Source organism: Azospirillum melinis, from assembly GCF_013340935.1.
GTDB lineage: Bacteria > Pseudomonadota > Alphaproteobacteria > Azospirillales > Azospirillaceae > Azospirillum > Azospirillum melinis.
The window spans coordinates 38,241-62,913 of sequence record NZ_WHOS01000041.1; the positions used below are offsets into that span (position 1 = coordinate 38,241).

The 24,673-nt window shown below is 67.9% G+C and carries 25 protein-coding genes; 15 read left to right on the forward strand and 10 right to left on the reverse strand.

From position 1 onward, the window contains the following. Nucleotides 1-116 precede the first annotated feature (116 nt). The 6 genes from dctP to GBZ48_RS24925 all read left to right on the forward strand — a co-directional run bounded on the left by dctP (nt 117) and on the right by GBZ48_RS24925 (nt 5,918). Nucleotides 117-1,142, forward strand: coding sequence for a TRAP transporter substrate-binding protein DctP (dctP, locus tag GBZ48_RS24900; RefSeq protein WP_174473476.1), 1,026 nt, complete (start codon nt 117-119; stop codon nt 1,140-1,142). A 15-nt stretch (nt 1,143-1,157) separates the two neighbouring features. Next, entirely contained in the window at nt 1,158-1,733 is a 576-nt protein-coding gene (locus GBZ48_RS24905) for a TRAP transporter small permease (RefSeq protein ID WP_174473477.1), read from the forward strand. A gap of 1 nt (nt 1,734) precedes the next feature. Beyond that, nucleotides 1,735-3,018 carry a TRAP transporter large permease gene (locus tag GBZ48_RS24910; RefSeq protein ID WP_174473478.1) on the forward strand — a complete coding sequence of 428 codons (1,284 nt, stop codon included), beginning with the start codon at nt 1,735-1,737 and terminating at the stop codon, nt 3,016-3,018. 98 nt (nt 3,019-3,116) lie between these two features. After that, nucleotides 3,117-4,049 carry a hydroxymethylglutaryl-CoA lyase gene (locus GBZ48_RS24915; protein WP_174473479.1) on the forward strand — a complete coding sequence of 311 codons (933 nt, stop codon included), beginning with the start codon at nt 3,117-3,119 and terminating at the stop codon, nt 4,047-4,049. Next, on the forward strand, nt 4,042-5,277 hold the full coding sequence (locus tag GBZ48_RS24920; RefSeq protein WP_174473480.1) for a CaiB/BaiF CoA transferase family protein: 1,236 nt from the start codon (nt 4,042-4,044) through the stop codon (nt 5,275-5,277). Before GBZ48_RS24915 ends, GBZ48_RS24920 begins: the two co-directional genes overlap by 8 nt. Before the next feature lie 41 nt (nt 5,278-5,318). Then, the gene (locus GBZ48_RS24925) at nt 5,319-5,918 is read left to right on the forward strand and encodes a gamma carbonic anhydrase family protein (protein WP_174473481.1); all 600 of its coding nucleotides are present in this window, start codon (nt 5,319-5,321) and stop codon (nt 5,916-5,918) included. Between the two features lie 131 nt (nt 5,919-6,049). Here the strand turns inward: GBZ48_RS24925 and GBZ48_RS24930 are convergent, their stop codons facing one another. From GBZ48_RS24930 to GBZ48_RS24950, 5 genes are all read right to left on the reverse strand, one after another. Then, nucleotides 6,050-6,436, reverse strand: coding sequence for a transposase (locus tag GBZ48_RS24930; RefSeq protein WP_174473482.1), 387 nt, complete (start codon nt 6,434-6,436; stop codon nt 6,050-6,052). Between the two features lie 269 nt (nt 6,437-6,705). After that, nucleotides 6,706-7,632, reverse strand: coding sequence for a ParB/RepB/Spo0J family partition protein (locus tag GBZ48_RS24935; protein WP_174473483.1), 927 nt, complete (start codon nt 7,630-7,632; stop codon nt 6,706-6,708). After that, nucleotides 7,625-8,644 carry an AAA family ATPase gene (locus tag GBZ48_RS24940; RefSeq protein WP_174473484.1) on the reverse strand — a complete coding sequence of 340 codons (1,020 nt, stop codon included), beginning with the start codon at nt 8,642-8,644 and terminating at the stop codon, nt 7,625-7,627. Before GBZ48_RS24940 ends, GBZ48_RS24935 begins: the two co-directional genes overlap by 8 nt. A 160-nt stretch (nt 8,645-8,804) precedes the next feature. After that, nucleotides 8,805-9,425, reverse strand: a complete 621-nt coding sequence (locus GBZ48_RS24945; RefSeq protein WP_174473485.1) for a hypothetical protein — start codon at nt 9,423-9,425, stop codon at nt 8,805-8,807. An 11-nt stretch (nt 9,426-9,436) separates the two neighbouring features. Continuing rightward, entirely contained in the window at nt 9,437-10,258 is an 822-nt protein-coding gene (locus GBZ48_RS24950) for a helix-turn-helix domain-containing protein (protein WP_174473486.1), read from the reverse strand. A gap of 783 nt (nt 10,259-11,041) precedes the next feature. On the opposite strand from GBZ48_RS24950, the gene GBZ48_RS24955 reads away from it, so the two are divergent. Continuing rightward, nucleotides 11,042-12,271 carry a plasmid replication protein gene (locus GBZ48_RS24955; protein ID WP_174473487.1) on the forward strand — a complete coding sequence of 410 codons (1,230 nt, stop codon included), beginning with the start codon at nt 11,042-11,044 and terminating at the stop codon, nt 12,269-12,271. Nucleotides 12,272-12,295: 24 nt separating this feature from the next. Here GBZ48_RS24955 and GBZ48_RS24960 read toward each other — a convergent pair whose 3' ends face one another. From GBZ48_RS24960 to GBZ48_RS24980, 5 genes are all read right to left on the reverse strand, one after another. Further along, the gene (locus tag GBZ48_RS24960) at nt 12,296-12,805 is read right to left on the reverse strand and encodes a c-type cytochrome (RefSeq protein ID WP_174473488.1); all 510 of its coding nucleotides are present in this window, start codon (nt 12,803-12,805) and stop codon (nt 12,296-12,298) included. Between the two features lie 19 nt (nt 12,806-12,824). After that, a complete protein-coding gene (locus GBZ48_RS24965) occupies nt 12,825-13,796 on the reverse strand; it encodes an alpha-ketoacid dehydrogenase subunit beta (RefSeq protein ID WP_174473489.1) in 972 nt (323 codons plus the stop codon). A gap of 17 nt (nt 13,797-13,813) precedes the next feature. Then, a complete protein-coding gene (locus GBZ48_RS24970) occupies nt 13,814-14,779 on the reverse strand; it encodes a thiamine pyrophosphate-dependent dehydrogenase E1 component subunit alpha (protein ID WP_174473490.1) in 966 nt (321 codons plus the stop codon). A 150-nt stretch (nt 14,780-14,929) separates the two neighbouring features. Beyond that, nucleotides 14,930-16,279, reverse strand: coding sequence for a GAF domain-containing protein (locus GBZ48_RS24975; RefSeq protein ID WP_174473491.1), 1,350 nt, complete (start codon nt 16,277-16,279; stop codon nt 14,930-14,932). Continuing rightward, on the reverse strand, nt 16,276-16,830 hold the full coding sequence (locus tag GBZ48_RS24980) for a hypothetical protein (RefSeq protein WP_174473492.1): 555 nt from the start codon (nt 16,828-16,830) through the stop codon (nt 16,276-16,278). The genes GBZ48_RS24975 and GBZ48_RS24980 overlap by 4 nt, the downstream gene beginning before the upstream one ends. 393 nt (nt 16,831-17,223) lie before the next feature. Between GBZ48_RS24980 and GBZ48_RS24985 the strand changes: the two genes are divergently transcribed. The 8 genes from GBZ48_RS24985 to GBZ48_RS25020 all read left to right on the forward strand — a co-directional run. Next, nucleotides 17,224-17,547, forward strand: a complete 324-nt coding sequence (locus GBZ48_RS24985) for an STAS domain-containing protein (RefSeq protein ID WP_174473493.1) — start codon at nt 17,224-17,226, stop codon at nt 17,545-17,547. Between the two features lie 4 nt (nt 17,548-17,551). Continuing rightward, nucleotides 17,552-17,920, forward strand: coding sequence for a response regulator (locus tag GBZ48_RS24990; RefSeq protein WP_174473494.1), 369 nt, complete (start codon nt 17,552-17,554; stop codon nt 17,918-17,920). Further along, nucleotides 17,917-19,926 (forward strand): chemotaxis protein CheA, encoded by a 2,010-nt coding sequence (locus tag GBZ48_RS24995; RefSeq protein WP_174473495.1) that lies wholly within the window; start codon nt 17,917-17,919, stop codon nt 19,924-19,926. The genes GBZ48_RS24990 and GBZ48_RS24995 overlap by 4 nt, the downstream gene beginning before the upstream one ends. 53 nt (nt 19,927-19,979) lie before the next feature. After that, nucleotides 19,980-20,432, forward strand: a complete 453-nt coding sequence (locus GBZ48_RS25000; protein WP_174473496.1) for a chemotaxis protein CheW — start codon at nt 19,980-19,982, stop codon at nt 20,430-20,432. A gap of 90 nt (nt 20,433-20,522) precedes the next feature. After that, the gene (locus GBZ48_RS25005) at nt 20,523-22,745 is read left to right on the forward strand and encodes a HAMP domain-containing methyl-accepting chemotaxis protein (protein ID WP_174473497.1); all 2,223 of its coding nucleotides are present in this window, start codon (nt 20,523-20,525) and stop codon (nt 22,743-22,745) included. Nucleotides 22,746-22,827: 82 nt separating this feature from the next. Further along, nucleotides 22,828-23,346 carry a chemotaxis protein CheW gene (locus tag GBZ48_RS25010; protein WP_174473498.1) on the forward strand — a complete coding sequence of 173 codons (519 nt, stop codon included), beginning with the start codon at nt 22,828-22,830 and terminating at the stop codon, nt 23,344-23,346. Continuing rightward, the gene (locus GBZ48_RS25015; protein ID WP_174473499.1) at nt 23,343-24,230 is read left to right on the forward strand and encodes a CheR family methyltransferase; all 888 of its coding nucleotides are present in this window, start codon (nt 23,343-23,345) and stop codon (nt 24,228-24,230) included. The genes GBZ48_RS25010 and GBZ48_RS25015 overlap by 4 nt, the downstream gene beginning before the upstream one ends. A 3-nt stretch (nt 24,231-24,233) precedes the next feature. Next, on the forward strand, nt 24,234-24,673 hold a 440-nt coding region (locus tag GBZ48_RS25020), incomplete at its 3' end, for a response regulator (RefSeq protein ID WP_174473500.1).

The following is a 24,673-nucleotide window of genomic DNA, read 5'->3' on the forward strand; positions in this document are numbered from 1 at the left end:
CTGTTCTGCTTTGCAGACGAACAATCCGAAGGCCCGCAGTTGAACGGGCTTCGCTTCCGGCCCCGTTTCCCACCCGCCGGAACGCTGCAACGAACCACCACCGGGAGGTGCAGGACATGACGCCCACCAAGACGTCCAGCCATTTGAAGACCATGCTGTCGCTGGCCGCCGCGACCTCGGCCCTGGCGCTGACGGCGCTGCCGATGGAGGCGGAGGCCGCCACGCGGATGCGGTGCAGCCACCAGCTTCCGCCGTCCCACCACATCTCCAAGGTCATCGAACGCTGGGCGGCGGAGGTGAAGACGCTGTCGGACGGCAATCTCGACGTCCAGGTCTTCGGAGCCGACAGCCTGATCAAGGCCAACGACAACATCCTGGCGGTGGCCAAGGGCGACATCGAATGCGCCTTCTCGCTGAACTTCCAGTGGGGCAAGACGCTGCCGCTGATGAACGTCACCGTCGGCCCCTACACCATGTCGTCGATCGACGCATGGCGGAAATGGCCGACCTCCGAAGCGGCGGCCTTCCTCGAGGAGCGGCTGCTGAAGAAGGGCGTCAGGAATGTGGTCTGGATGTTCCAGACCAACACCAGCGTCTTCACCTCCAAAGGCAAGCCGCTGCTGACGCCGGCGGACTTCCGGGGCCAGAAGATGCGCGGCATCGGGCCGGCCTTCGACCGCGGGCTGAAGGCGATGGGCGCCACGCCGGTCGCCATTCCCGGAAGCGAGGTCTATCAGGCCCTGGCGACCGGCGTCATCGATTCCGCAATCACCGATGTCGCCGCCGCCTGGTCGCGCAAATATTACGAGGTGCAGGACCATATGACGGTGGTGCCGGTCCTGGCCGCCTATCTGCACGGCTACGTCAATCCCCGCTGGTACGACACGCTGACCGACAAGGACAAGGCCGCGCTGAAGAAGGCGGGCGAGGATGCCGCCGGCTGGGCGCTGGAAGCCTCGCAGGAGGCCGCCGCCAGCGCACCGGCGGAGCTGGAATCGAAGGGCGTCAAGGTCCACATCGCGACGGCGGAGGAGAATGCCGCCTTCAAGGCCGCCATGGCTCCCGCCTTTGCCGAGGGCTTCGCCGACGAGACGGGTGCGGACGGCCGCAAGCTGCTCGAACTCGTCCAGAAGCTTCAGTAACGGAGGGGACAGGCCATGAGCAGCATGTCCAGTCCGGATGCCGTCGCCCCGGCTGACGGCAAGGCGTCCTCCCCCGGCGCCCTGCGCCTGCTGGCGGGCGCCGCCTCGGTCCTCTCCCGCATCGGCGGCGCGCTGAGCGTCCTGCTGATCGCCATCGTGCTCGTCCTGACCACGGCCGGCGTCGTCGCCCGCTATCTCGCCGGCCACCCGCTGGAGGGTGTGGACGAGGCCTGCGGCTATCTGGTCGTCGCCATGGTGATGGCCGGCGCCGCCGAGGCGCTGCGCACCGGCCACCATATCCGCATCGACCTGATCATGGGCTTCGTCGGTCCGCGCGGCCGGCGCTGGCTGGATGCCTGGGCGAACCTCGCGGTGCTGGTCTTCGCCGGCCTGCTGGTCCGCACCGGCTGGCACAGCGCCGCCTTCTCCTATGACTTCGACGCCTTCTCCTCGGGCCAGCTGGAGCTGCCGCTGTGGGTCCCGCAGGCCACGCTTCCCGCCGGCGCCGCCCTGTTGGGGATCGTCGCCTTCGCCAAGCTGGTCTCCGCCCTGGCGGGCGTCGAAACCGACGAGCGGACGGGGGGCCACTGAGATGACGTTCCTGATCCTGGGCCTGCTGCTGCTGCTGCTGTTCAGCGGCATGCCGATCTTCGCGGCCCTCGCCCTCACCTCGCTCGGCGTGCTGGCCCTGTTCGAAGGCAGCGTCGACAGCATGGCCGACGCGGTGTTCGCCAGCCTGAACAACCCGCTGCTCGCCACCATCCCGATGTTCGCCTTCATGGCCCACGTCATGATCAAGGCCAAGGTGGTCGACGACCTCTATGAGATGTCGAACACGCTGGTCGGGCACATCAAGGGTGGGCTCAGCTTTGCCACCATCCTGTCCTGCACCATCTTCTCGACCATCTCCGGGTCCTCGGTGGCGACCGCGCTGACCATCGGATCGATCTCCATCCCGCAGATGAAGCGTTACGGCTACCGCCAGCGCGACACCTACGGGCTGATCGCGGCGGGCGGCACCCTGGGCATCCTCATCCCGCCGTCGGGGCCGATGATCCTCTACGCCATCGTCACCGACGCCTCGATCGGCGCCCTGTTCCTGGCCGGCATCATTCCGGGGCTGCTGATGGCGGTGGTCTTCGCCGGCTACAGCTGGCTGCGGGCGAGGGGGCAGGACAGCGTGCAGTCGCAGCCCTGGCCCGGCTTCGGCACCATCGCCGCCGCCTTCCGCAAGTCGATTTGGGCGGTAATGATGCCGCCGCTGATCCTGGGCGGCATCTATCTCGGCGTCTTCACCGCCGGTGAAGCGGCGGCGGTCGGTGCGGTCTATGCGCTGGCGGTGGCGTTGCTGGTCTACCGCAACATCTCCTTCGCCGACCTGCTGGACTGTGGCGTACAGACGATGCGGACCAGCGTCATGCTGTTCATGATCATCGCCGCCGCCGGCATGTTCGGCCACGCCATCACCATCATCCGCCTGCCGGCCCAGATCATGGAAACCGTGGCGACGCTGGGCCTGTCGCAGAGCGGCTTCATCCTGGCGGTGATGGTCGCGATCTTCATCCTGGGCATGTTCCTGGAGACCATCGCCATCATCCTGATCACCACGCCGATCATTCTGCCGGTGATGACGGCGCTGGGCATCAATCCGATCTGGTACGGCGTGATGCTGATGATCAACCTGGAACTGGCGCTGATCACCCCGCCGGTCGGCATGAACCTGTTCGTCATCAAGGGCATCACCAGCTCCTCCCTGGCCGAGGTGACGCGCGGCGCCCTGCCGTATGTGCTGCTGATGATGGCCGGGCTGTTCGTGATCTGGCTGTTCCCGCAGCTGTCGCTGTGGCTGCCGCAGGCCGCCGGCTTCGGGACCTGACAGCCCTTTAATCTCTGACGCTTTTTTCCTTCTGTTTTTTCCTTCTGATTCCCACCGGGTGCGCGCGTCCTCGCGCACCCGAACGAGGACCCTTTGCCATGACGAAAGACCCCGTGACCATCGTCGAGGTCGGCCTGCGCGACGGGCTCCAGATCCTCGACCGCGTGATGCCCACCGCCGACAAGCTGCGCTGGCTGGAGGCCGAGCGCCGCGCCGGCGTCCACCGCTTCGAAGCCGCCTCCTTCGTGCCGCCCAGGCTGCTGCCCCAGATGGCCGACGCGGCGGAGGTTGTGGCCGGTGCCCGCGCACTGCCCGGCGTCATCGTCCACACGCTGGCCCCCAACCTGAAGGGCGCCACGGCCGCGCTCGCCGCCGGCTCCGACGTCATCGTCCTGCCGCTGTCGGCCAGCGAGGCGCACAGCCGCGCCAACATCCGCAAGACCCGCGAGGAGTCGGTGGAGGAGTTGGCCCGCGTCTGCCGCGCCCGTGATGAAGGCGGCTACAAGACCCGCATCGACGCCGGCATCTCCACCGCCTTCGGCTGTACCATCCAGGGCAAGGTGCCGGAGGACGAGGTGGTCCGTCTCGCCGAGGCCTGCCTGGAGGCCGGGGCCGACCGCGTGGCGCTCGCCGATACCGTCGGCTACGCCGACCCGGCCCAGGTCCGCCGCCTCTACAAGCGGGTGAAGGACATCGCCGGCGACCGGTTGCAGAGCGCCCATTTCCACGACACCCGCGGTCTCGGCCTTGCCAACTGCCTTGCCGTGCTGGACATCGGCATCCGCGAATTCGACGCCTCGCTCGGCGGACTGGGCGGCTGCCCCCATGCCCCCGGCGCCAGCGGCAATGTCGCCACCGAGGATCTGGCTTTCATGCTGGAGGCGATGGGCTTCGACACCGGCATCGACCTGGACACCCTGATCGAGGCGCAACGCCTGCTCGCCACCCTGCTTCCCGGCCAGACGCTGCACGGCAAGATCGCCGCCGCCGGCCTGCCGAAGCATTTCCACCGGAGCACCGTCCATGCCTGACGCCAACAACCTTGCCGCCGCCCTCCCGCTGGCCGGCATCCGGGTCGTCGAATTCTCCCACATGGTGATGGGGCCGACCTGCGGCATGATCCTGGGCGATCTCGGCGCCGACGTCATCAAGGTGGAGCCGGTGACAGGCGACAAGACCCGCGCCCTGCCGGGCGCCGCCGCCGGCTTCTTCCGCACCTTCAACCGCAACAAGCAGTCGCTGGCCGTCGACCTGAACAGCCCGGACGGTCTGGCCGCCGTCCACAGGCTGGTCGACACCGCCGACGTGGTGCTGGAAAATTTCCGTCCCGGACTGATGGCGAAATACGGCCTCGACTATGCCAGCCTGAAAGCGCGCAACCCGCGCATCATCAACCTGTCCCTGAAAGGCTTTCTGCCCGGCCCTTATGAAAAGCGCACGGCGCTGGACGAGGTGGTGCAGATGATGGCCGGGCTCGCCTACATGACGGGTCCCACCGGCCGGCCGCTGCGCGCCGGCAGCTCGGTGAACGACATCATGGGCGGCATGTTCGGGGTGATCGGCATCCTTGCGGCGCTCCGCACCCGCGAGGCCACCGGCCATGGCCAGGATATCCAGTCCGGCCTCTACGAGACCTGCGTCCTGCTGTCGGCCCAGCACATGCAGCAATTCGCCGTGACCGGCGAGGCCCCGCCGCCCTTCCCCGAACGCATCGCCGCCTTCAGCATCTACGACACCTTCGAGGTGAAGGACGGCGAGCAGATCTTCCTCGGCGCGGTCAGCGACGTGCAGTGGCGGACCTTCTGCACCGCCTTCGGCTTCGACGACTTGGCCGCCGACCCCAGGCTGGACGGCAACACCAAGCGCTGTCAGGCCCGCGACTGGATGCTGCCGGAGATCCGCCGCCGTCTCGCCGCCTACAGCAAGGCCGAGATTGCCGAACTGTTCGAGCGCAACGGCCTGCCCTATGCCCCGATCAACCGGCCGGAGGAGCTGTTCGACGATCCGCACCTGAACCAGAGCGGCGGGCTTGCCGCCATCACCACCGAAACCGGCGGGGAGACCCGCGTCCCGCTTCTGCCGCTGACGCTGGACGGCCGACGGCTGGGTCCGCGCATGGCGCTGCCCCCGGTGGGTGCCCAGAGCGCGGCGCTGCTGGCCGAACTGGGCTACGGTCGGACCGACATCGACCGCCTGCTCGCCGCCGGGGTGATTGCCGATCCGGCAGCGGAGACAGAGGCCGAACGGCTCGTCTCCTGACCGGCGCCATCATCCGGCAGGGCCAAAAAGGACAAGACCGAATGACCACCGAGAGCGCAACCGAAGCGACCTTCGAAACCGGGGCCTTCGAAACCGGGGAGGCCCTGCTCGCCCGCCATCCCGGTGCCATCATCCAGCCCGTCAAGGGAGTATGGCCGCGCATCGCCGCCGACGCCTACATCGCCCCCGGCGCGGTGGTGGTCGGCGACGTCACCATCGGGGCGGGGGCCAGCGTCTGGTACGGCTGCGTGCTGCGCGGCGACGACCACAGCATCACGGTGGGGCCGCGCACCAACATCCAGGACGGCACCATCATCCACGTCATGCTGAACGAGTATCCGACCATCATCGGCGCCGACGTGGTGATCGGCCATGGCGTGCGGATGCATGGCTGTACGCTGGCGGACGGCTGTCTGGTCGGCATCGGCGCAATCGTGCTGGACGGGGCGGTCGTGGAAAGCGGCGCCATGCTGGCGGCCGGCGCCGTGCTGACCCCGCGCAAGCGCATCCCCGGCCGCCAGCTTTGGGCGGGCAGCCCGGCCAGACATCTGCGCGACGTCACCGACGCCGAGGTGGAGTTCATCGCCTTCGACGTGCGCCACTATGCCGGCCTGGCGCGGGCAGCATCGGGACGTGGGTGATCCCTGGGGAAGAAGAGCGGCATCAGGGACGGGGTTACAGTTTACCCTTCACGACGAAGCGCGGGTCGTAGCACAAGCGAGCATGTTGGCGAACTTCCGGCCGAAGCGCAGACCCACTCCCGAATCGTCCTCTAGCTGATCTCAATGCCGCGCGCCGCCGGACTCAGGATGTTGCTTATGTCCGCGCACATGCGACGAGACTTCCGCCAATCCGGCAGCATTGCGGAAACTGGTGCAGACGGCTCAAACGGGTGCGCCTTCCCGGCTTTGGCCGAGCGCTCGCCGCGATAACCGACATCGCCGATAGCCGGTCCTTGGAATCCGCCTCCGGCAAACCGGCGCAACACCGGCACGATGCCTCTGGTGTCGTGCATGGTGGCTGACGTGGCGTCGATCGCCAACGGGATGCCATACGTCTCCACGCCGAGATGGATCTTGATGCCGCGGTTCCTCTTGCCGCCGTCTACGCCGCGGGCAAAACAGCCCGAAGCGGACTGGCAGGTGCGGCTGTCGATCACGATGGCACTCGGCTCCGCCGCATCGCCGCAGACCTGCCAGACCGCGCCCCGCCGCAACACTCATATTCAGTCTAAAGTAGCATCCCGACCAGCAATCCCAGAGATGCGGGTATCCCGGCACCGCAGATGGGGTACAGGGCGGTCAATGGGAACCGTTCCCATCGAACAGACAGGCAGGAACAGACGTTCGACCGGGTCGGCGGTCATCGGCACGTCCATGGCCAAGGACGCCGTGCAATGGGAACCGTTCCCATTGCACGATCCTTCCATTACGCCTTGCGCTGTTCAAGCAGCGTGTCGATCAGCGACCGCATCCGCATCAGCCGCTGCCAATCCTCGTCGGTCAGCGGGCGCGGCTTTTCGACCATCGCGCTGATGGTTTCCTGGGCCCGGTTGAGCACGCGGAACACCCGCTGCGGCAGGGCGCTCAGCGCCATCTCCGGCGAGCTGTCGGCAGGGTTGTGGGGGGAGCGCCCGCCCTCATCGCCGGCGTTCTTCCCCTGTGGCGGCTCGGCGTCCGGATCGGGATTTCCCGGCCCGTCACCGCTCTTCCATTGGGTCCACATGGCAAGCGCGGACGCTTCCGACGCGGCCCGGGTCAGGGTGAGGAGGAAGCGGAGCGTCGGCTCATGCTCCGCATATTCCTTGCGGACCACCCCGGGCAGGGATTGCAGGCGGAGCAGCTTGGAGATCATGCTGCGGTCCTTGCCGACGATGCCGGCAAGCGCCTCGTCCGTGTAGCCGTGACGCTCCTTCAGCCCCTGCAGCGCATCGGACTGCTCGAACGGAGACAGGTCGACACGCTGCACATTCTCGACCAGCGCCACCTCCAGCGGATCGCCGGCGGTCAGGACCGCGGTGATGGTCGGCCAGCCGAGCGCCCGGGCTGCCCGCCAACGCCGCTCACCCCACACCAGGAGATACTCGCCGTTGGCCTGCTGCTGCACACCGATTGGCTGCTTCAAGCCATGCCGGTCGAGCGATGCGGCCAGAGATGCCAGATCCTCTTCCCGGAAGATCTTGCGCGGCTGGTCGGGATTGGTCACCACCAGCCCGATGTCGCAGGCGAAAGGCCGCTCGAAGGGCACGGCCTTGCCGGTCAGCGCATTGCTATCGAGGCGCACCGGGCTGGCGCTGTTCTGATCGCTGCTCTTGGCGATAAGCCCCATGTTGGAGCGCGGAATGCCCTTAGCCATGCGTCATCACTCCATGACCGGCCGGGACGATGCGGCGGTCGCGTTCCGCGATCAGGGTCTGCACCACCAGATCGAAGGTTCCGATCCCCGGCGCCTTGGCGTTGAAGGCGACCAGCGCATCGCCGCCGGCCGAGGATTGCGGGTAGAGCGTGGTGTTGGGGATCGGCGGGAAGATGTGAACCTCCTGCCCGTAGGTGTCGTGCATGTCCTTCAGGGTGGCCTGATCCTGGGTGGTACGGCCGGAATAGAAGGTCGGGACGATGCCGAGCAGCGACAGGGTTGGATTGCCGCGTTCCCGCACGAAGTCGATCTGCTTGCGCAGCGTGCCCATGCCCATGAAGGCGAGCGGCTGCGTCTGGCACGGGATCAGAACCGTGTCGCTGGCCACCAGAGCGTTGGTCACCAGATGCCCCAGCGTGGGCGGGCAGTCGATGAGGATGAAATCGACGCTGCGGCGCAGTTCGGCCAGACGGCTGCGCAGCGTGTTGTGCGAGAACTGCTGGGCGGCAAGCTCTGTCTCGCTCTCAGCCAGCTTGAGGGAGGAGGGCAGCACCCGGAGGCGCGGGTTGCGCGTCTCGACCAGACATTCCTCCGCCTTCGCCGCCCCCTTGAGGACATAATAGAGGGTCCTCTCGGCTTCCTCGCAGGCGACGACGTCGACGCTGAGATGGATGCCGGCGTTGGCCTGGGGATCGGAATCCACCAGCACGACGGAATAGCCGCGGTCGGCCAGCATGCGGCCGACATTGACGCAGCCCGTTGTCTTGCCGACGCCGCCCTTCTGGTTCGCGAGCGACACCACAAGCGCCGGACCGGGCTTCTCGACCGGAAGCACCGGGTGCTTGCGGACGAAGGCAATGACGGCCTGCGGAATACGCTCGCCGCCATTCTCCCAGCGTGAAATCCGCTGGCGGTCGTAAGAGCGGTCCAGGCCCTCGTTCAGAAAGGCCGCGAAGTCTTCCCTCGATTGCCCGCGAGCCTCGCGGTACGCCTTCAACTGTTCGCCGAGCATGCCCCCTCCCCAATCCGTCGAATCCAGCCGGGTCAGCGATAGTGTGAGACACTCATAGCTGTCAACGCCGTTCGGATGGGCCGGCCATGCCCGCGTTAGCGTCTCGCGGCCACCCTGGCTTTTCGGCAACACCGGTGAGAGCCGCGATCAAGTCCTGGGATCAGGAAAAACGGCGGATGCGGGGAGTCTCGGCCAGCGGCGTGAAACCCGGAACCGACGATCTCGGCAGGGCGGCACCCGACAGTTTTCGGAGACACTCGGCCAGTTGGCGCTCTTTCGTGCAGGCCTCCTCGCACAGCGCCCGCATCTCGGCGATGCTTGGCCGCCATTTCCGTGTCCGGCGCCAGCTGCGCGCCGCCTGATCGATTGCCCAGCCGGGAAACTCCCCCAGATCCTCGACCCAGTCCATCGCAACCAGCTGCTCCACCTCGGGCGTCAACCCTTTGGCGGGGTAATGCGACAGCAGCGCCAGGATACGGCCGAGCAGCCGCTCGGGCTCCGTCGGAGCCAGGACCGACCCTTCGAGGTCGGCCAGCGCCCATTGCGCCATGGCGGCCTGCCGGGCGGTGACGTTGGCGGGCGGCGACCAGATCTCGGAAAGGCCGTCGAAGCCGTTGTCACCGAAGCGCGGGCGGTGTTCGAGCCGGCCGGCGGCAAGGACCTCGCGCAGCGGTTCCGGCAAGGCGGCAACGAGCAGCCGGCGGCGGTCGCCCGGCGGCATCGCCGGGTCGAAGGGCAGCGGCGAGCGCTCCGGCACCGGCATGACGGCAGCGGCTGACATGGCGGTTCTCCTCACAGCCAGGAACGGGGTTCGGGCTTCGCATCCCTGAGCCGCGCCGCGACGGTCATCCACGCAGTGACGCGCTGTTCGGCAGCGCTTTCGCGTGACCGGACGGTCGGCGAAGCGGAATGCTGAAGGGGGGCACCGGTCGCCGCACTCTTGACCGCCGGTGCCTTGCTGGCGGCGGCATCCTGGATCAGCCAGGCACGCCAAGCCGCGGAAATGTCGCGGTAGCGGTAGCCATGCGCCTGACAGCGCAGGACGAAGCCCTCGACATGCCGACCGAGATCGACTGTGCCAAAGCGGCTGCTGGCCCAGGCGAGATCGTCGGCGGTCGGCATCCAACCCGCGGGCACGTCGGGCATCACTCCGCGCCCGCCCCTGGCGAGCGAGTCCGGAATCTGTTCGGAATGGAGGTGTTTCTGACTCGCTGGCGGACAGGGGGCGTTCACGACCGAGTCATCCCTGTCCTCCGCATGGACAGACCCGCTGGCGGCAGGGCGTGGCGCCTCCTCCGCGGCCCTGTCCCCGTCCTGCTCGACACGCAGCCGGTACAGGCAGGACAGCCGGGAGCCGTCGCGGCCGCGGCGGTGCTCGATGCGGACCAGACCGATGTCGTCCAGCCGTTGCAGGATTCGGTTGATTGTCGGGCGCGACCGCTTGAGTTTGGCGGCGAGCGTCGATTGCGACGGCCAGCAGACGCCTTGCTCGTCGGCAAAGGTGGCGAGCGCCGCCAGGATGGCGAATCCGTCGGCGTCGAGATCGGGGTGGTCGAGCCACCAGGCGGGGATCCTGCCCCAGCGGCTGGTGCTGTCGGTCGGCGAGCTGCGCATCGGGTGCTCCTGCGAGGTCTGGCAATCGGCATGGGCCGACGGATCTGCGAGCAGGATTCCCCGGGTGACGGGCATCGGCCAAATTGCACCCGGCGCCCACCGTTAGGTGTCGGGTGCGGATGCATAGGTGCCGGATGCAGCCCGGTAGGATGCGGGTGCCGATGGATAGGCACCGGGTGCAGAAACACTGCGAATCGGAGCGGCTCATCTGCACCCGGCTCCTATCGGTGGCCAGCGCGGGATTCTGCACCCTTCTGCCGCGGCAGGACGGGCCGGAGGACAGTCCGCTTTCTGCACCCGGTGCCTACCGTCACGCCAGGGGGGAAGGCTAACCGGCGATCCGAAAGCGTCGGAAGCTCATCTGCACCCGGCACCTATCGACCGCTTGCGGTTTTCGCCGGCTGGAGCAGCGGGTGAGGGTGGCCTGCCGGCGTGAGCACCGGCGCAGATGGGTAGGCATCGGGTGCAGTTCGCTGCGGAGGCTGGAGACCCTGGTGCCGCAAGGGGCCGTCGCCGGAGTCCGGCCGGGCAATTCCAGCCCGATTCGGACGGGTTTCCGGTAGGTACCGGGTGCAGAAAGGATTGTCCGGCTGCCTGTCCTGGCGTTTCCTGCACCCGGTACCTACCGGCCTGCACCCGGCACCTATCGCTTCTGCACCCGCAACCTGCCTATCTGCACCCGGCGCCTACCGGCGTGGGGAAGGGCATGCCAAATCCGTCGTTGCGCATCGGACGTCCGACCCCATAGCGTGTGTCGTTGGAGACGTGGCTGGAGACCCCAAGATGTCGAGCAACACACCGGGCGGAAAGGGCGACTTGAAGCAGATGGCGTTGCCGCTCCAGTTCGCGCTGTTCGAAATCGACGAGCCCGACGACGCCAAGCGGACGACCCATTTCGTCGGTCTGTACGATGTCGCGCCCAAATGGGTCTTCTTCGCCTCCGATGTCGCACGCTCCAATGGCCGCAAGCGCTCCGCCGGCGCGGTCGACGCCGCGGAGCCCGATCCGGCCAAGCCGCGGTTCCTGCGCCAGGTGAAGCGCGAGTTCGTCTTCAACGACAAGAGCTATTCGCTCAAGATCCTGCCGGCCCGCATCGAGCGCCGGGTGAAGGAGGGCGCTACCGAGGTCGTCGAGGAAATCGACATGTTCCCCGGCGAGAAGGAGCAGGTCGTCGAGGAGGTCATCCGCCGGCTTGCAGCCGAGAAGGCCCGGCTGTCGACCGGGGACAAGGACTCCATCGTCTTCAAATTCACCCTCTACGAGGTGATGCAGGAGCTTCGGCGGGTCAAGCACACGCTGAGCTTGCCGGAACTCAAGGAAGCGCTTCTCGTCCTGCGCCGCTCGACCATCGTCATCGCGGAGAAGGGCGGGAAGAACGCCCTTCTCGATTCCAGCGTCTTCCCGCAATTGTGGATGCGCAACCAGGACGTCAACGCCGGCGGCTCTCCGGACGAGAACGGCCGGGCCGACGTCGAAACCGCCGTGCAGTTCAACTGGATGGTGGAAAACACCATCCGCAGCGTCGAGCAGCAGCGCATCTCCTATGAATGGCTGATGCGCATCGCCAATCCGTTCTCGCGCTGGCTGTTCAAGCGCGTCGCCTTCACGCTCCTGCAACGCCATCACCAGGACCGGTCCAGCATCGAGATCACCGCGCGGGAGATCATGCGCGACAGCGGCATGACGGAATGGGCGCGCTGGTCGAACATGCTCCGCTGGATTTCCGACATCGTCGATGTGCTGCAGAAGGTCGGCGCGCTGGCGGAGATCGAACGCGAGGTCATCAAGGTCGGCAAGCGGCACGACGACATCATTTTCCGCCTGCGTCCGTCCGACCTGTTCCTGCATCAGATCGCCGAGGCGCATCGGGTGTCCGCCTGGAACCGCCGGGAAATCGCCCGCGCCGCCGACGCCGAACAGGCTCCGGGCAGCTTCGTCCGGGTCGATTCCAGGGAACTGGCCGACACCCGGCGCCGCCGGAAGGCCGAGCTGGTGTCGATCAGCGAGGACTGAGCGAACCCCGCCGGGACGCCGGTTTCACTCGCTCTGCGGCGCCACCACCCGCATCACGAACCCGGTCGGCTTCGCCGTCGGGCTGAAGGGGCCGGGGACCTTGTTGGCGACCGCCGGCAGGCTCTTCAGGTAAGCGGCGATGGCGTAGGCATCGGCGTCCGTCAGGACGGAGAAGGCCATCCAGGGCATCACCGGCGCCAGCATGCGCCCGTCCGGCCGCTTGCCGGTCCGCAGCGTGGCGACGATCTGATCCTCGCTCCAGTCACCGAGCCCGGTCGCCTTGTCCGGCGTCAGGTTCGGGCCGTGGAACACGCCCACGCCCGGGATCTCGAAGCCGACCTCCGACCCGCTCAGCGCGTGGGCGAAGTCGGGCTTGCCGAGGAAGTTGCCCGGCGTGTGGCAGTCGTTGCAACCGCCGAGGGCGACGAGGTACTTGCCACGCTCCGCCCGCTCGTCAGCGAGGGCCTGACCGACGTGGGAGGCGAGAGTGGCGGCGGACAGCAGGAGGGCGGTGCACAGGGTCTTGCGGAACATCGTCGGCAACTCCGGATGATCAGGCGGCGAGCGCGCCATGGACGAGGGACTGAACCGCCGCGACCACCGCGTCGGCCTGGGGAACGAAGGCCTGCTCCAGCGGGAAGCTGGCCGGGGCCGGGGCGTCGGGGCCGGTCAGCCGCAGCACCGGCGCCCGCAGGCTGGCGAAGGCCTTCTCGGCGACCAGCGCCGCGACCTCCGCCCCGACACCGCACAGGCGGCTCGCCTCGTGGACGACCACCAGCCGGCCGGTCTTGGCGACCGACCGCAGGATGGCGCCCTCGTCCAGCGGCTTCAGGCTGCGCAGGTCGAGGACATCGGCGGAAATGCCGGCCTCGGCCAGCCGGTCGGCGGCAGCCAGGCAGGTGCCGACGGTCTTGGCGTAGGAGACCAGCGTCACGTCGTCACCCTCCCGCCGCAGCGCCGCCTGCCCCAGCGGGATCGCATCGATGTCCTCGGGAACCTCGCCGGCGCTGTAGCCGAGCGCTATGTCGGCGAAGACCAGCACCGGGTTGTCGTCGCGGATCGCCGCCTTCAGCAGCCCTTTGAAGTCGGCGGGGGTCGAGGGCATCACCACCTTCAGGCCGGGACTGTGGACGAACCAGGATTCGATGTTGTGGTTGTGCTGGGCGCCGACGCCCCAGCCGGCGCCGGTCATCGCCAGCACCACCATCGGGAATTCGAACTGCCCGCCGGAGACGTAGCGCAGCTTGCCGGCGCTGTTGACGATCTCGTCCATCGCGTAGCACAGGAAAGGGGCGAACAGCAGGTCGATCACCGGGCGCAGGCCGGTGGCGGCGGCCCCGGTGGCGGTGCCGGCGATGATGCCCTCGGCCAGCGGGGTGTTGCGGACGCGGGCCGGGCCGAATTCGCCCAGCAGGTCGCGGCGCTTGGTGGCGACGCCCTCGCCGAAGATCAGCACGGAGGGGTCGCGGCGCATCTCCTCGGCCAGCGCGGCGGAGATCGCATCGTTCACGGTCATCTGGGTCATGATGTCGGTCTCCCGGGTCAGGCGTAGACGTCGCGGGTCAGTTCCTCGGGCGCAGGGTACGGGCTGGCCTCGGCGAAGGCGGCGGCCGCCTCCATCCGCGCCCTGACCGACTCCTCCATCCGGGCGGCGGCAGAGGCGTCCAGCAGCCCGTCGCGCTCCAGCCGGCGGCGCAGCAGGACGACGGGGTCGCGCTCGCGCCAGCGGGCCAGCTCGCCGGGGTCGACGTAGGACTGGTCGTCCGGCTCGAAATGACCGCGCAGCCGGTAGGTCATGGCTTCGAGCAGGAAGGGCTTGCCGGTGCGGCGGATGGCGGCGACGGCGGCAGTGGCGGCCTCGAACACCGCCAGCGGGTCGTTGCCGTCGACCACCGCGCTGTCGATGCCGTAGGCGGCGGCATGGCCGGCGACGCCGTCGGCCGTCATCGTCTCCTTGCGGTGGACGAAGGCCTGCCACTGGTTGTTCTCGCAGACATAGAGGATCGGCAGGCTCCACACCGCGGCGAGGTTCAGCGATTCGTGGAAGCGGCCCTCGCAGGCCGCACCGTCGCCGAAGAAGCAGACGACGATGCCGGGGCCACCCTGCATCGAGCGCGACAGCCCGACGCCGGTCGCCAGCGCCAGCTCGCCGCCGACGATGGTGGAGGTCAGGACGACGCCCAGCTCCTTGGCGGAGATGTGCAGCGACCCGCTCTTGCCGCCGCAATAGCCACCGCTCTTGCCCTGCACCTCGGCCAGCATCCGCCCGGGGTCGGCGCCGCGGGCCAGCAGATGGCCGGCGCTGCGGTGGTTGGTGAGGATCAGGTCGTCGGGGGTCAGCGCCGCGACGACGCCGACGGCCGACGCCTCCTGCCCGATGGCGGTGCAGGTTCCGGCGGCGCGGCCGCGGCCATGCAGGTCGACCAGGGTTTCTTCGTAGGCCCGGATCAGCATCATGCGTTCCAGCATCATGCTCTCCAGGGCCTCCACGGGAGGGAGGGCGGTCATGTCGGTCGGCTCCGTGACGTTGTGTGCGGAACGGACCCTACGCAGGCAATCGCCGCCGGCTTGCTAACTGTTACCTAACGGAATGCTAAAATATTCGTAACTGTTTCTGGTCCGATAACTGTCGGGTTGGAAAGTAAAGCTGGATGGCGTTCAAGCCGTCTCCTGCAGGAGGAGCGGCTTCGTCACCACCAGGCGGAAGCGTCCGCGCCCGGTCTTTTCGATGCGCAGCACGCCGCAGCGTTCCGCCAGCCGGCGTTGCAGCAGGATCAGCCGCGCTTCCAGATTTTCGGCGAAGTCGGGCAGCGGGATGTCGGGGGCCAGCCGCAACTCGCGGTTGGTGAAGTCGGTGCGGCCGAGCGTGGTGTGATCGCGCACCAGCTTCCACAGGATGGCGCCGGCCACGCCCTTGATCAGATAGTCGTGATCGACGAACACGCTGTCGTCGGCGGCGTAGTGGCGTACCACCACCGGGGCGCCGCCGGCCTGCGGGCAGGCGGCGGGAACGGGCGCCACGTCCTCCGCCGGGGGCAGGGCCTGGATCAGCGCGCCGAGCTGGGCGGCCAGCGTCGCCAGCGCATCCTCGTCGTCGTAGGTGAAGCGCATCTCCTGCCGGCTCTCGACGAACAGCACGCCGGCCAGCCGCCGCCCGGCCAGGATCGGCACCGCCAGCTGGCTGTGCGGCCGTTCCAGCCCGGGAAAGGGAATTTCGCGGGCCGGGCCGCCGGTCAGCCCGGCGTCCTCCGCCCCGTCGCGGGCGGTCAGGCTGTAGGCGACATCGCTGGTCATGTGGGTGATGCGGATCGGCACCCGTTCCCGCGCGGCCACACCGATCACCCCCTCGCCGGGCGCCACCTCCGACCCGACGCCGGAGGAGTCGTAGCCGAGCGCCGCGACGGTGAAGAGCCGGCCGGTCGCCTCGTCCGGCATCAGGATCAGCGCATGCTCGACCCCGAACAGCCGCCGCAGCACGCACAGGCTGTGGTCGAGCAGCTCCGTCAGGTCGGCGCAGCCGCGCAAGGCCTCGCAGGCCCGCCGGGTCGCCGACAGGAGGCTGCGCTGGGCGACCGGGGCGGGAAGGGGCGCGCCGCCGGGCACCGCCTCGATTGCCGTCACCCGGTAGAGGTCGGCGCCGAGCAGCCGGAACACGTCCTGCATTCCGACGTGGGAGGCGATGCCGGCCAGCTTGGCCTTCATGCTCTCAAACAGCGGCCCGGTGGTCTCGGTGCGCAGGTAGCACAGCTCCATCCGGTACTGCGCGGCGGTCGGCGGGTCGATCACCTGCAGGACGGCAATCGGGTTGGCCAGGATGTTCGCGCGCGTCTTGTTGAAGAACTGGTAGGACAGCGCAACGTGGTCGGGATCGACGTAATGCACCTGCGACAGCAGCGAGACGTTGGGCGTTCCGTCCGGCGCGCAGGTGGCGATTGTCGCCGGGACCGCCCCCTCCAGGCAGGCGCGGATCGCATCGAGCGTCAGGGAGGCGCTGGTGGCGGCACTCATGGCGGCACCGCGGTGCCGGCCTTCGGGCCCGGTGTCTGGTCGTAGAGCCGCGACGGGCAGAAGCGGACCACTGCCAGTGTGGCCGGGTCATGGGCCATCAGGGCGCGTGTGAAGGCGTCGCCGTAGCCGATCAGCGCAAGTTCGGCGGCGAAGGCGTCGACATGGCGGGCGGCCAGCGCCGTTGCCTCGGCATCCGCTACGGTGACGGTGGCGTCCTCGCCGATCAGTTGGATGGAGAGATGCGTGCTCGGCTCGGTCGCCGCCAGGGCGAAGCGTCCGGTCTCGGCAACCGCCGCCAGCAGGGCGGCGTTCGCCGTCCGGTCGAGGCAGACGCCGATCCAAGTCCCGTCGGCCGGCACCTGCACCGCCAGCGCCCGGCCGACCCGCGGTCGGTTCGCCCGATCGCTCGACGATACGACCAAGCTGACGCCACGCTCCAGGAAGGTCAGGATCGCCTCGCTCAGACCTGCCCGTGCCGGCCTTCCTCCCTCCGGCCCCAGTCTTTCCGGCCACCCGCCCCGCTGCCCGTCCCGTTGCCCGCCGTTCGCCACGAAAGCCTCTCCGGTCGTCCAGCCCCAGACTACCAAGAGGCGGGCAGGGGCCGCAAACACGCACACGATTGCCGGCCGTCACCGGAAGGGGAGGGGAAGGAGGGGCCGCCGGCCGCGTCGGCGGGACGCTGCCGAAGAAAGACGCGCGCATGACCAGGAGCGAGGCGTCGGCCGTTGGCGCAAAGTGATCCGCTGCCCGTTACAACCGGCTCGGTGCCAATCAAGATTCTAATATAGACGCTACATCATCTTTCGCTGCCATTAAGTTGCGATGAAACCGGGGTTGGGGATATCCCGAATTTCAATTACGCAGACCAATAAGATATAAAATTTCAACATATGCCTTGCGGTGACATGGCGAATGCGATGACGCGGCGAATGCGGTGAAGACGAATGGCTGATCTCAGTGGACGCGTTGTCGTGGGCTGCGTTGGCCCGATGACGCTCATCGAAGTCGAGGACGTACGCGACCGGCTTCGGGATGCGCTGAGTTCGGCTGGCCGGGTCGATGTCGATTGCAGCGGGGTTGGAGAGACATCGATCTGCTTCATTCAACTTCTGCTGGCGGCGCGCACGAGCGCAGCCGCGCGGGGCATCGGCCTGCATCTCAAGCAGCCGATCTCCGCATCGATGCGCGATGCGCTCGAACGGGGCGGCTTCATCGGTATGTCCGGACCGACGCGCAAGGCGGATGAATTCTGGATCGGAGTGCCCTGACATCATGGCGAAGACCATACTAGCCGTCGACGATTCCGCCAGCATGCGCCAGATGGTCAAGTTGACCCTGTCCTCCGCCGGTTATCAGGTGGTGGAGGCCACGGATGGGCGTGACGCCCTGGTCAAGGCGAAGTCCGGCAGCTTCAATCTGGTGCTGACCGATCTGAATATGCCGAATATGGATGGCCTGACGCTGATCCGCGAATTGCGGACGCTGCCGGCCTATCGCGGCGTCCCGATGGTCTTCCTGACCACCGAATCCGACGCCGGCAAGAAGGCCGAAGCCAAGGCGGCCGGCGCCACCGCCTGGATCGTCAAGCCGTTCCAGCAGGACCAGCTGCTGAGCGTCGTCCGAAAGATCGTCGGCACATGACCGGCAGCGACCCTGGCCAGGTCTTCCGCGAAGAGGCGGCGGAGCTTCTGGCCGATCTGGAATCCGCACTGCTCCATCTGGAACAGAGCCCCACCGACCGCGAGCCGCTCGACACCGCGTTCCGTGCCCTGCACACGATCAAGGGCTCCGGCTCGATGTTCGGGTTCGAGGCTGCGGCGAGCTTCACCCATCATCTGGAAAGCGCCTTCGACCGGATGCGCAAGGGCGAACTGGCCGCCACGACGGCGATGATCGGCATCGCCCTTGCTGCCAAGGACCATATCCGCATCCTGATCGAGGATCCCGCCAGTGCCGATCCTGCCGTAGCCGATGGGATCCTGGCCCGGCTGGCTGACCAGAGCGGCAGTGCCGCGATGTCCGTTCCCCTTGACGGGGAGCGCGACGACGAGGAAAGCCGGGCGACCTGGCGTGTCCGTTTCCGGCTCGCTCCCGACGCGCTGGAGCGCGGAACCAACCCGCTGCTGCTGCTCGATGAGCTGCGCGGGCTGGGTGAGGCGGAGATCGTCGCCCTGACCGACGACGTTCCGCCGCTGGGCGAGCTGGAGCCGACCCGCTGCCACATCGGCTGGGAGCTGACCCTCACCACCACGCATCCGCGTTCGACCATCGAAGACGTGTTCATCTTCGTGATCGACGAGACCGAACTGACCATCGAACCGGTGTCGGCGATCTCGGAGCCTGGGGTGGAGCAGGAACCGGTGCTGGTGACAGTGCCGGTGCCCGTGCCGGCGATGGCGGCCGGGCCTGTCCCGCCGAAGGAGCCGGCCCTGCCGAAGGTGGACGGAGCGCCCGAGAAGGGCAGGGCGCAGCCGGCGGCCAACTCGATCCGCGTGCCGGCGGAGCGGCTTGACGACCTGATGGATCAGGTCGGCGAGCTGGTGATCGCCCATGCCCGCCTGAAGCAGCTGATCTCCGACAGCGTCGATCTCCAGATCAAGTCGGTGACCGAGGAGATCGAACGGCTGTCCAACGGCCTGCGCGATATCACCATGGGCATCCGCATGGTGCCGGTGGACTCGCTGTTCGGCCGCTTCCGCCGGCTGGTCCGCGACCTCTCGCAGGAACTGGGCAAGGACGTGGCGCTGACGATGTCCGGCGAGGAGACCGAGCTGGACAAGACGATGATCGAGCGGCTGAACGACCCGCTCGTCCACATCATCCGCAACAGCCTGGATCACGGTCTGGAGCCGGCGGCGGAACGCGTGGCGGCGGGCAAGGCGCCGCAGGGCCGCATCCACCTGTCGGCCCGCCATGCCGGAACCCGCGTGCTGATGACCATCCGCGACGACGGACGCGGGCTGGACCGCGACCGCATCCGCGCCAAGGCGGAGGAGCAGGAGCTGATCCCGCCCGGTGCCAAGCTGTCGGACGCCGAACTGTTCCAGCTGATCTTCCATCCCGGCTTCTCGACGGCGCGGACCTTGACCAGCGTGTCGGGCCGCGGCATCGGCATGGACGTGGTCAAGCGCACGATCGACGGGCTGCGCGGCACCATCGAGGTGTCCAGCCTGCCAGGCGGCGGCACCGAGATCACGCTCGGCCTGCCGCTGACGCTGGCGATCATCGACGGGCTGCTGGTCCGGGTCGGGCAGGGGCGCTACGTGATCCCGCTGTTCGCGGTGGAGGAATGCGTCGAACTGCCGGCCGATGTCGAACGCCGCCATGCCAACCGCAACTTCCTGAACATCCGCGGTGCGCTGGTGCCGTTCCTGCGTCTGCGCGACAGCTTCGCCGTCCGTCATCCGCCCGATCCCTATCAGAAGGTCGTCATCATCTCCTCCGGCGACAAGCGCGTCGGTCTGGTGGTCGATCAGGTGCTGGGCGACCACCAGACCGTCATCAAGTCGATGTCCAAGCTGCATGCCGACGTCGCCAACTTCTCCGGCGCCACCATCCTCGGCGACGGATCGGTGGCGCTGATCCTCGACATCGCACAGATCGTGGCCGCCGGCCAGACGCAGGAACTGCGGCGCGAAGCCTGCTGAGCAGCCTTCGCAAGCGAACCGATTCCACCGACAGACGTCACAAGGAGGCCGGCATGGCCGTCGCCGGGACAGAGACCTTCGAAGCGCTGACCCTGGGGCTGGGCGGCGAGATCTTCGCCATCGACGCCAATTCGGTCCACGAGATCCTGGACATCGTTCCCCAGACCGAGGTTCCGGGCGCGCCGCCGCTGGTCGGTCACCTGATCAACGTGCGGGGCAAGGTGGTGCCGCTCGCCGACCTGCGCATCCGCTTCGGCATGGAGCGCACGCCGCCGACCATCGACACCCGCATCGTGGTGGTCGAAATCCTGCTGGACGACGAGCCGACGGTGGTCGGGCTGCTGGCCGACAAGGTCCATGAGGTGACCGGCATCGCCGGCGCCTCCATCGAGGACACGCCCGACATCGGCATGCGCTGGAACCCCGACCTGATCAAGGGGATCGGCAAGCGCGGCGACGACTTCATCGTCATTCCGGACATCGTCCGCATCTTCACGACCCACTGACTCGACCGGAATCCGGTCAACGGAAACCAGACGAACCGGCACCGCCCCATCGACCGGGAGCGGTTCAGGTCCGGAGAGCAAGGAGCGACCATGCGCATCTCCATCAAAGCGAAAATCGTCGCGGCATTCGGCACGGTCATCCTGCTGTCCGCCGCCACCGCCGGCATCGCCCTGAACGGGCTGTCGGACCTGAACCAGAAGATCGAGGAACTCGTCAACGTCTCGGCCCAGCGGATCAACGTTGCCCGCCAGATGCCGGCGACGGTCTATCTGATCCAGCGTGAGGAGAAGAACTTCCTGCTGTCGAACAGCGAGGAGGACATGGACCGCTTCGACAAGGCGATCCTCGCCCGGCGCGAGGAGTTCAAGGGCGTCCTGGAGCAGTACCGGCGTGTTGCCGATACGGAGGCCCAGCGCAAGCTGACCCAGATCGAAGCCGTGATGGCGGAGTTCTCCAACGCCCAGGACAAGGTCCGATCCGTGGGCCGCATCCACTCCAACGGCAAGGGCGCCGAGCTGCTGACCGGCCCCGCCAACGAGACGGTTAATGCCGCGCAGGAGGCCCTGCGCCCGCTGCTCGACCGGGTCGAAAACGGCTCGCAGGCCAGTGCCGAGCAGATCGCCATCGCCCATCTGATCCGGCGGATGACGACGGACTGGATGGCCGCCCGGGTGGTCGTCCGCAATGCGCTTCTGGTGTCCGACGACGCGTCGACGGAAGCCGCGCTGAAGCCGTTGCCCGATCTGCTGAAGCGTGTTGCCCAGCAGCAGGAGCAGATCCGCGCCCGTCTGTCCGCCGACGACGACATCCGGGCGTTCGCCAGTTTCCTTGAACGCTATCAGGTTTATCTACGCCAGACCGACGACGTGGTGGCCCTGGCCCGCAAGAACACCGAGGTGAAGGCGCTGGCACTCTCGATCGGCGAAGTCCGCACCGCTGCCACCAAGCTGGCGACGATCGCCAACGATCTCGTCGCCGACGCCGAGAAGGGCATGACCCAGGACCGGCAGGCGGCGGAGGCCACCTACGCCCAGATCCGCGCGGTCACCATCGGCGCCGTCGCCATCGCCCTTCTGGTCGCCATCGCCGCCGGCGCCTACATCGCAATTTCCATCGCCCGCGGCCTTGGCAAGGCGGTCGGTCTGGCCGATGCGGTCGCCATCGGCGATCTCGGCCAGAAGGTGGAGGTGTCGACCGACGACGAGATCAAGGATCTGGTGACGGCGCTCAACAGCATGACCGCCAACCTGCGGGCGACCGCTGAGGTCGCCGACGAGATTTCCCGTGGCAACCTCACCGTCCAGGCCCGTCCGCAGTCCGACAAGGACACGCTGGGGCTGGCGCTGGAGACCATGCTGGAGAAGCTGCGCGGCGTCGTGACCGATGCGCTGTCCGCCTCCGACAATGTGGCCGCGGGCAGCCAGGAGCTGTCGGCCAGTTCGGAGCAGCTGTCGCAGGGCTCGACCGAGCAGGCGTCCGCCGCCGAGCAGGCCTCGGCCTCGATGGAGGAGATGGCCGCCAACATCAAGCAGAACGCCGAGAACGCCACCCAGACGGAGAAGATCGCTCGCCAGTCGTCCAAGGACGCCCAGGCGTCGGGCGAGGCGGTCAACAAGGCGGTGCAGGCGATGCAGACCATCGCCGAGAAGATCAGCATCGTGCAGGAGATCGCCCGCCAGACCGACCTCCTGGCGCTGAACGCCGCGGTGGAGGCGGCGCGGGCCGGCGAGCATGGCCGCGGCTTCGCCGTGGTCGCCTCGGAGGTGCGCAAGCTGGCCGAGCGCAGCCAGGGGGCGGCGGCGGAGATCAGCGCCCTGTCGGCGGAATCGACCAAGATCGCCCAGGAGGCCGGGCAGATGCTGGGCCGGCTGGTGCCCGACATCCGCAAGACCGCCGAACTGGTCGAGGAGATCAGCGCCGCCTGCCGCGAGCAGGACATCGGCGCCGAGCAGATCAACCAGGCGATCCAGCAGCTCGACAAGGTGACGCAGCAGAACTCCAGCGCGTCGGAACAGATGGCCGCGACCTCGGAGGAGCTGTCCTCGATGGCGACGCAGCTTCAGGACACCATCTCCTACTTCACGGTGGAGGAGAAGGCCGCCGTCCGCTCCGCCGCCCGCAGCCCGGTCTCCGTGGCCGCTCCGGCCCGGCCGGCGCAGGCCCAGCCCCCGGCCGCCCGCCGTCCGGCAACGGTCGTCACCATGACGCACAAGCCGGCGGCGAAGCTGAACGGCAGGGACCGCGGCGTGAAGATCGCGCTGGAAGGCGGCAGCGGCCCCGACGCGCTCGACGCCCGCTACACCGCGTTCTGATCAGCGGTTCGTTCTTCACGCCCAAGGGGATGGTGCTTGCAGCGCCATCCCGCCGCTCCGTCCCCCGAACCGGAAGCCGCAGATGACCAGCGCGACCGCGCCCCGCGAACCGGCGCAATATGTGACGATCGGCATCGATCGCGAAGTGTTCGCCATTGAGGTCGCCATCGTGCGCGAGATCCTCGATCTCCAGCCGATCACCCGCCTGCCGCACGCGCCGTCCTTTCTGGTCGGCATGATCGACGTGCGGGGCCAGGGGGTGCCCACCGTCGATCTGCGGGTCAAGCTGGGCCTGCCGGCGGCACAGCCCACCGCCAACACCCGGATCGTCGTGCTCGATGTCCCTCAGCGCGGGCAGTCGATCACCGTCGGCGTCATCGCCGACCGGGTGTTCGAGGTCACCTCGCTCGACGAGCGCGGGCTGGAGACGCCGCCCCAGGTCGGCGGGCGCTGGCGTTCGGACTGCATCAAGGCCATCGGCCGCTCCAACGGCAATTTCGTCATCGTCTTCGACATCGCCCGGCTGTTCGCCGAGGACGACGTGGCTCTGCTGGACATGACGAACGGTGTGGCGGATCTGGTGGCGGACGGGGTGCCATGATCGATCCCGACGATCCGCAGCCGGAGGATGGACCGCGGCGTCCGTCCTCCGACACTTTGTCGGAGCGGGACTTCGCCCGGCTTGCCGCCATCATCGAACGCCATGCCGGCATCCGGATGCCGCCCAGCAAGCGGACCATGGTGGAAGGCCGGCTGCGTCGCCGGCTGCGGGCGCTCGGCCTGCCGGACATGCACGCCTATTGCCGCCATGTGCTGGACGAAGGCGGGCTGGACGGCGAGATGGTCGACCTGATCGATGCCGTCACCACCAACAAGACCGACTTCTTCCGCGAGATCGAGCATTTCCGCTATCTGATGGGCACCGCCATTCCGGCCCTGTCCCGTCTCTCCCACCGGCCCGGCCAGGACCGCCCGCTCAAGATCTGGAGCGCTGCCTGTTCGACCGGGGCGGAGCCCTACACGGTTGCCATGCTGCTGCTCGACCGTGCCGGCACCGGAACGCCGCTCCGCCACGAGATCATCGGCACCGATATCTGCACGGAAGCGCTGGCCGCCGCGAAGAGCGGCGTCTACCCGCTCGACATGGCGAAAATGGTGCCCGCCCCCTTCGCGTCACGCTATCTGATGCGGTCGCGCGACGACGGCAATCCCACGGTCCGGCTGGTGCCGCGGGTCCGCCAGTCGGTCCGCTTCGGCCATCTCAACGTGATGGACCCGGTCTATCCGATGCCGACGGACATGGATGTCGTCTTCTTCCGCAACATCCTGATCTATTTCGACAAGAAGACGCAGCAGAGGGTGCTGGAGAAGCTGTGCGGCCATCTGCGGCCCGGCGGCTACCTGTTCGTCGGCCACAGCGAGACCATCGCCAACATGGACCTGCCCCTGAAACAGGTGGGTTCCGCCATTTTCGTCCGGAGCTGAACGATGGGCCAGAAGATCCGCGTGCTGATCGTCGACGATTCCGCGACCGTCCGCCAGACCCTTGCCGGCATCCTGTCGTCCGATCCGCAGATCGAGGTGATGGGGACGGCCGCCGATCCCTATGCCGCTGTCCGCCGCATCGCGGAAGAGGCGCCGGATGTCATCACGCTCGACGTCGAGATGCCGCGCATGGACGGCATCACCTTCCTGCGCAAGCTGATGAGCCAGCACCCGATCCCGGTGGTGATGTGCTCCTCGCTGGTCGAGGACGGCAGCGAGACGCTGATGCAGGCGCTGGAGGCCGGAGCCGTCGACGTCATCCTGAAACCGCGGATCGACACCCGCCAGAGCCTGCTCGACGCCCAGGTCCGCATCTGTGACACGGTGAAGGCGGCGGCCGGCGCCCGCCCGCGCCCCTCCGCCCGCCCGGCATCCGCCTCCGC

What these genes read in the sequence shown, in the direction of transcription:
- GBZ48_RS24910 (WP_174473478.1), top strand. Translation starts at nt 1,735, where the DNA reads ATGACGTTCCTGATCCTGGGCCTGCTGCTGCTGCTGCTGTTCAGCGGC.
- GBZ48_RS25010 (WP_174473498.1), top strand. Translation starts at nt 22,828, where the DNA reads ATGACCAGCGCGACCGCGCCCCGCGAACCGGCGCAATATGTGACGATC.
- dctP (WP_174473476.1), top strand. Translation starts at nt 117, where the DNA reads ATGACGCCCACCAAGACGTCCAGCCATTTGAAGACCATGCTGTCGCTG.
- GBZ48_RS24955 (WP_174473487.1), top strand. Translation starts at nt 11,042, where the DNA reads ATGTCGAGCAACACACCGGGCGGAAAGGGCGACTTGAAGCAGATGGCG.
- GBZ48_RS24965 (WP_174473489.1), bottom strand. Translation starts at nt 13,796, where the DNA reads ATGACCCAGATGACCGTGAACGATGCGATCTCCGCCGCGCTGGCCGAG.
- GBZ48_RS24915 (WP_174473479.1), top strand. Translation starts at nt 3,117, where the DNA reads ATGACGAAAGACCCCGTGACCATCGTCGAGGTCGGCCTGCGCGACGGG.
- GBZ48_RS24945 (WP_174473485.1), bottom strand. Translation starts at nt 9,425, where the DNA reads ATGTCAGCCGCTGCCGTCATGCCGGTGCCGGAGCGCTCGCCGCTGCCC.
- GBZ48_RS24905 (WP_174473477.1), top strand. Translation starts at nt 1,158, where the DNA reads ATGAGCAGCATGTCCAGTCCGGATGCCGTCGCCCCGGCTGACGGCAAG.
- GBZ48_RS24990 (WP_174473494.1), top strand. Translation starts at nt 17,552, where the DNA reads ATGGCGAAGACCATACTAGCCGTCGACGATTCCGCCAGCATGCGCCAG.
- GBZ48_RS24970 (WP_174473490.1), bottom strand. Translation starts at nt 14,779, where the DNA reads ATGACCGCCCTCCCTCCCGTGGAGGCCCTGGAGAGCATGATGCTGGAA.
- GBZ48_RS24940 (WP_174473484.1), bottom strand. Translation starts at nt 8,644, where the DNA reads ATGCTCGGCGAACAGTTGAAGGCGTACCGCGAGGCTCGCGGGCAATCG.
- GBZ48_RS24950 (WP_174473486.1), bottom strand. Translation starts at nt 10,258, where the DNA reads ATGCGCAGCTCGCCGACCGACAGCACCAGCCGCTGGGGCAGGATCCCC.
- GBZ48_RS24995 (WP_174473495.1), top strand. Translation starts at nt 17,917, where the DNA reads ATGACCGGCAGCGACCCTGGCCAGGTCTTCCGCGAAGAGGCGGCGGAG.
- GBZ48_RS24975 (WP_174473491.1), bottom strand. Translation starts at nt 16,279, where the DNA reads ATGAGTGCCGCCACCAGCGCCTCCCTGACGCTCGATGCGATCCGCGCC.
- GBZ48_RS25000 (WP_174473496.1), top strand. Translation starts at nt 19,980, where the DNA reads ATGGCCGTCGCCGGGACAGAGACCTTCGAAGCGCTGACCCTGGGGCTG.
- GBZ48_RS24935 (WP_174473483.1), bottom strand. Translation starts at nt 7,632, where the DNA reads ATGGCTAAGGGCATTCCGCGCTCCAACATGGGGCTTATCGCCAAGAGC.
- GBZ48_RS24920 (WP_174473480.1), top strand. Translation starts at nt 4,042, where the DNA reads ATGCCTGACGCCAACAACCTTGCCGCCGCCCTCCCGCTGGCCGGCATC.
- GBZ48_RS25015 (WP_174473499.1), top strand. Translation starts at nt 23,343, where the DNA reads ATGATCGATCCCGACGATCCGCAGCCGGAGGATGGACCGCGGCGTCCG.
- GBZ48_RS24925 (WP_174473481.1), top strand. Translation starts at nt 5,319, where the DNA reads ATGACCACCGAGAGCGCAACCGAAGCGACCTTCGAAACCGGGGCCTTC.
- GBZ48_RS24985 (WP_174473493.1), top strand. Translation starts at nt 17,224, where the DNA reads ATGGCTGATCTCAGTGGACGCGTTGTCGTGGGCTGCGTTGGCCCGATG.
- GBZ48_RS24960 (WP_174473488.1), bottom strand. Translation starts at nt 12,805, where the DNA reads ATGTTCCGCAAGACCCTGTGCACCGCCCTCCTGCTGTCCGCCGCCACT.
- GBZ48_RS25005 (WP_174473497.1), top strand. Translation starts at nt 20,523, where the DNA reads ATGCGCATCTCCATCAAAGCGAAAATCGTCGCGGCATTCGGCACGGTC.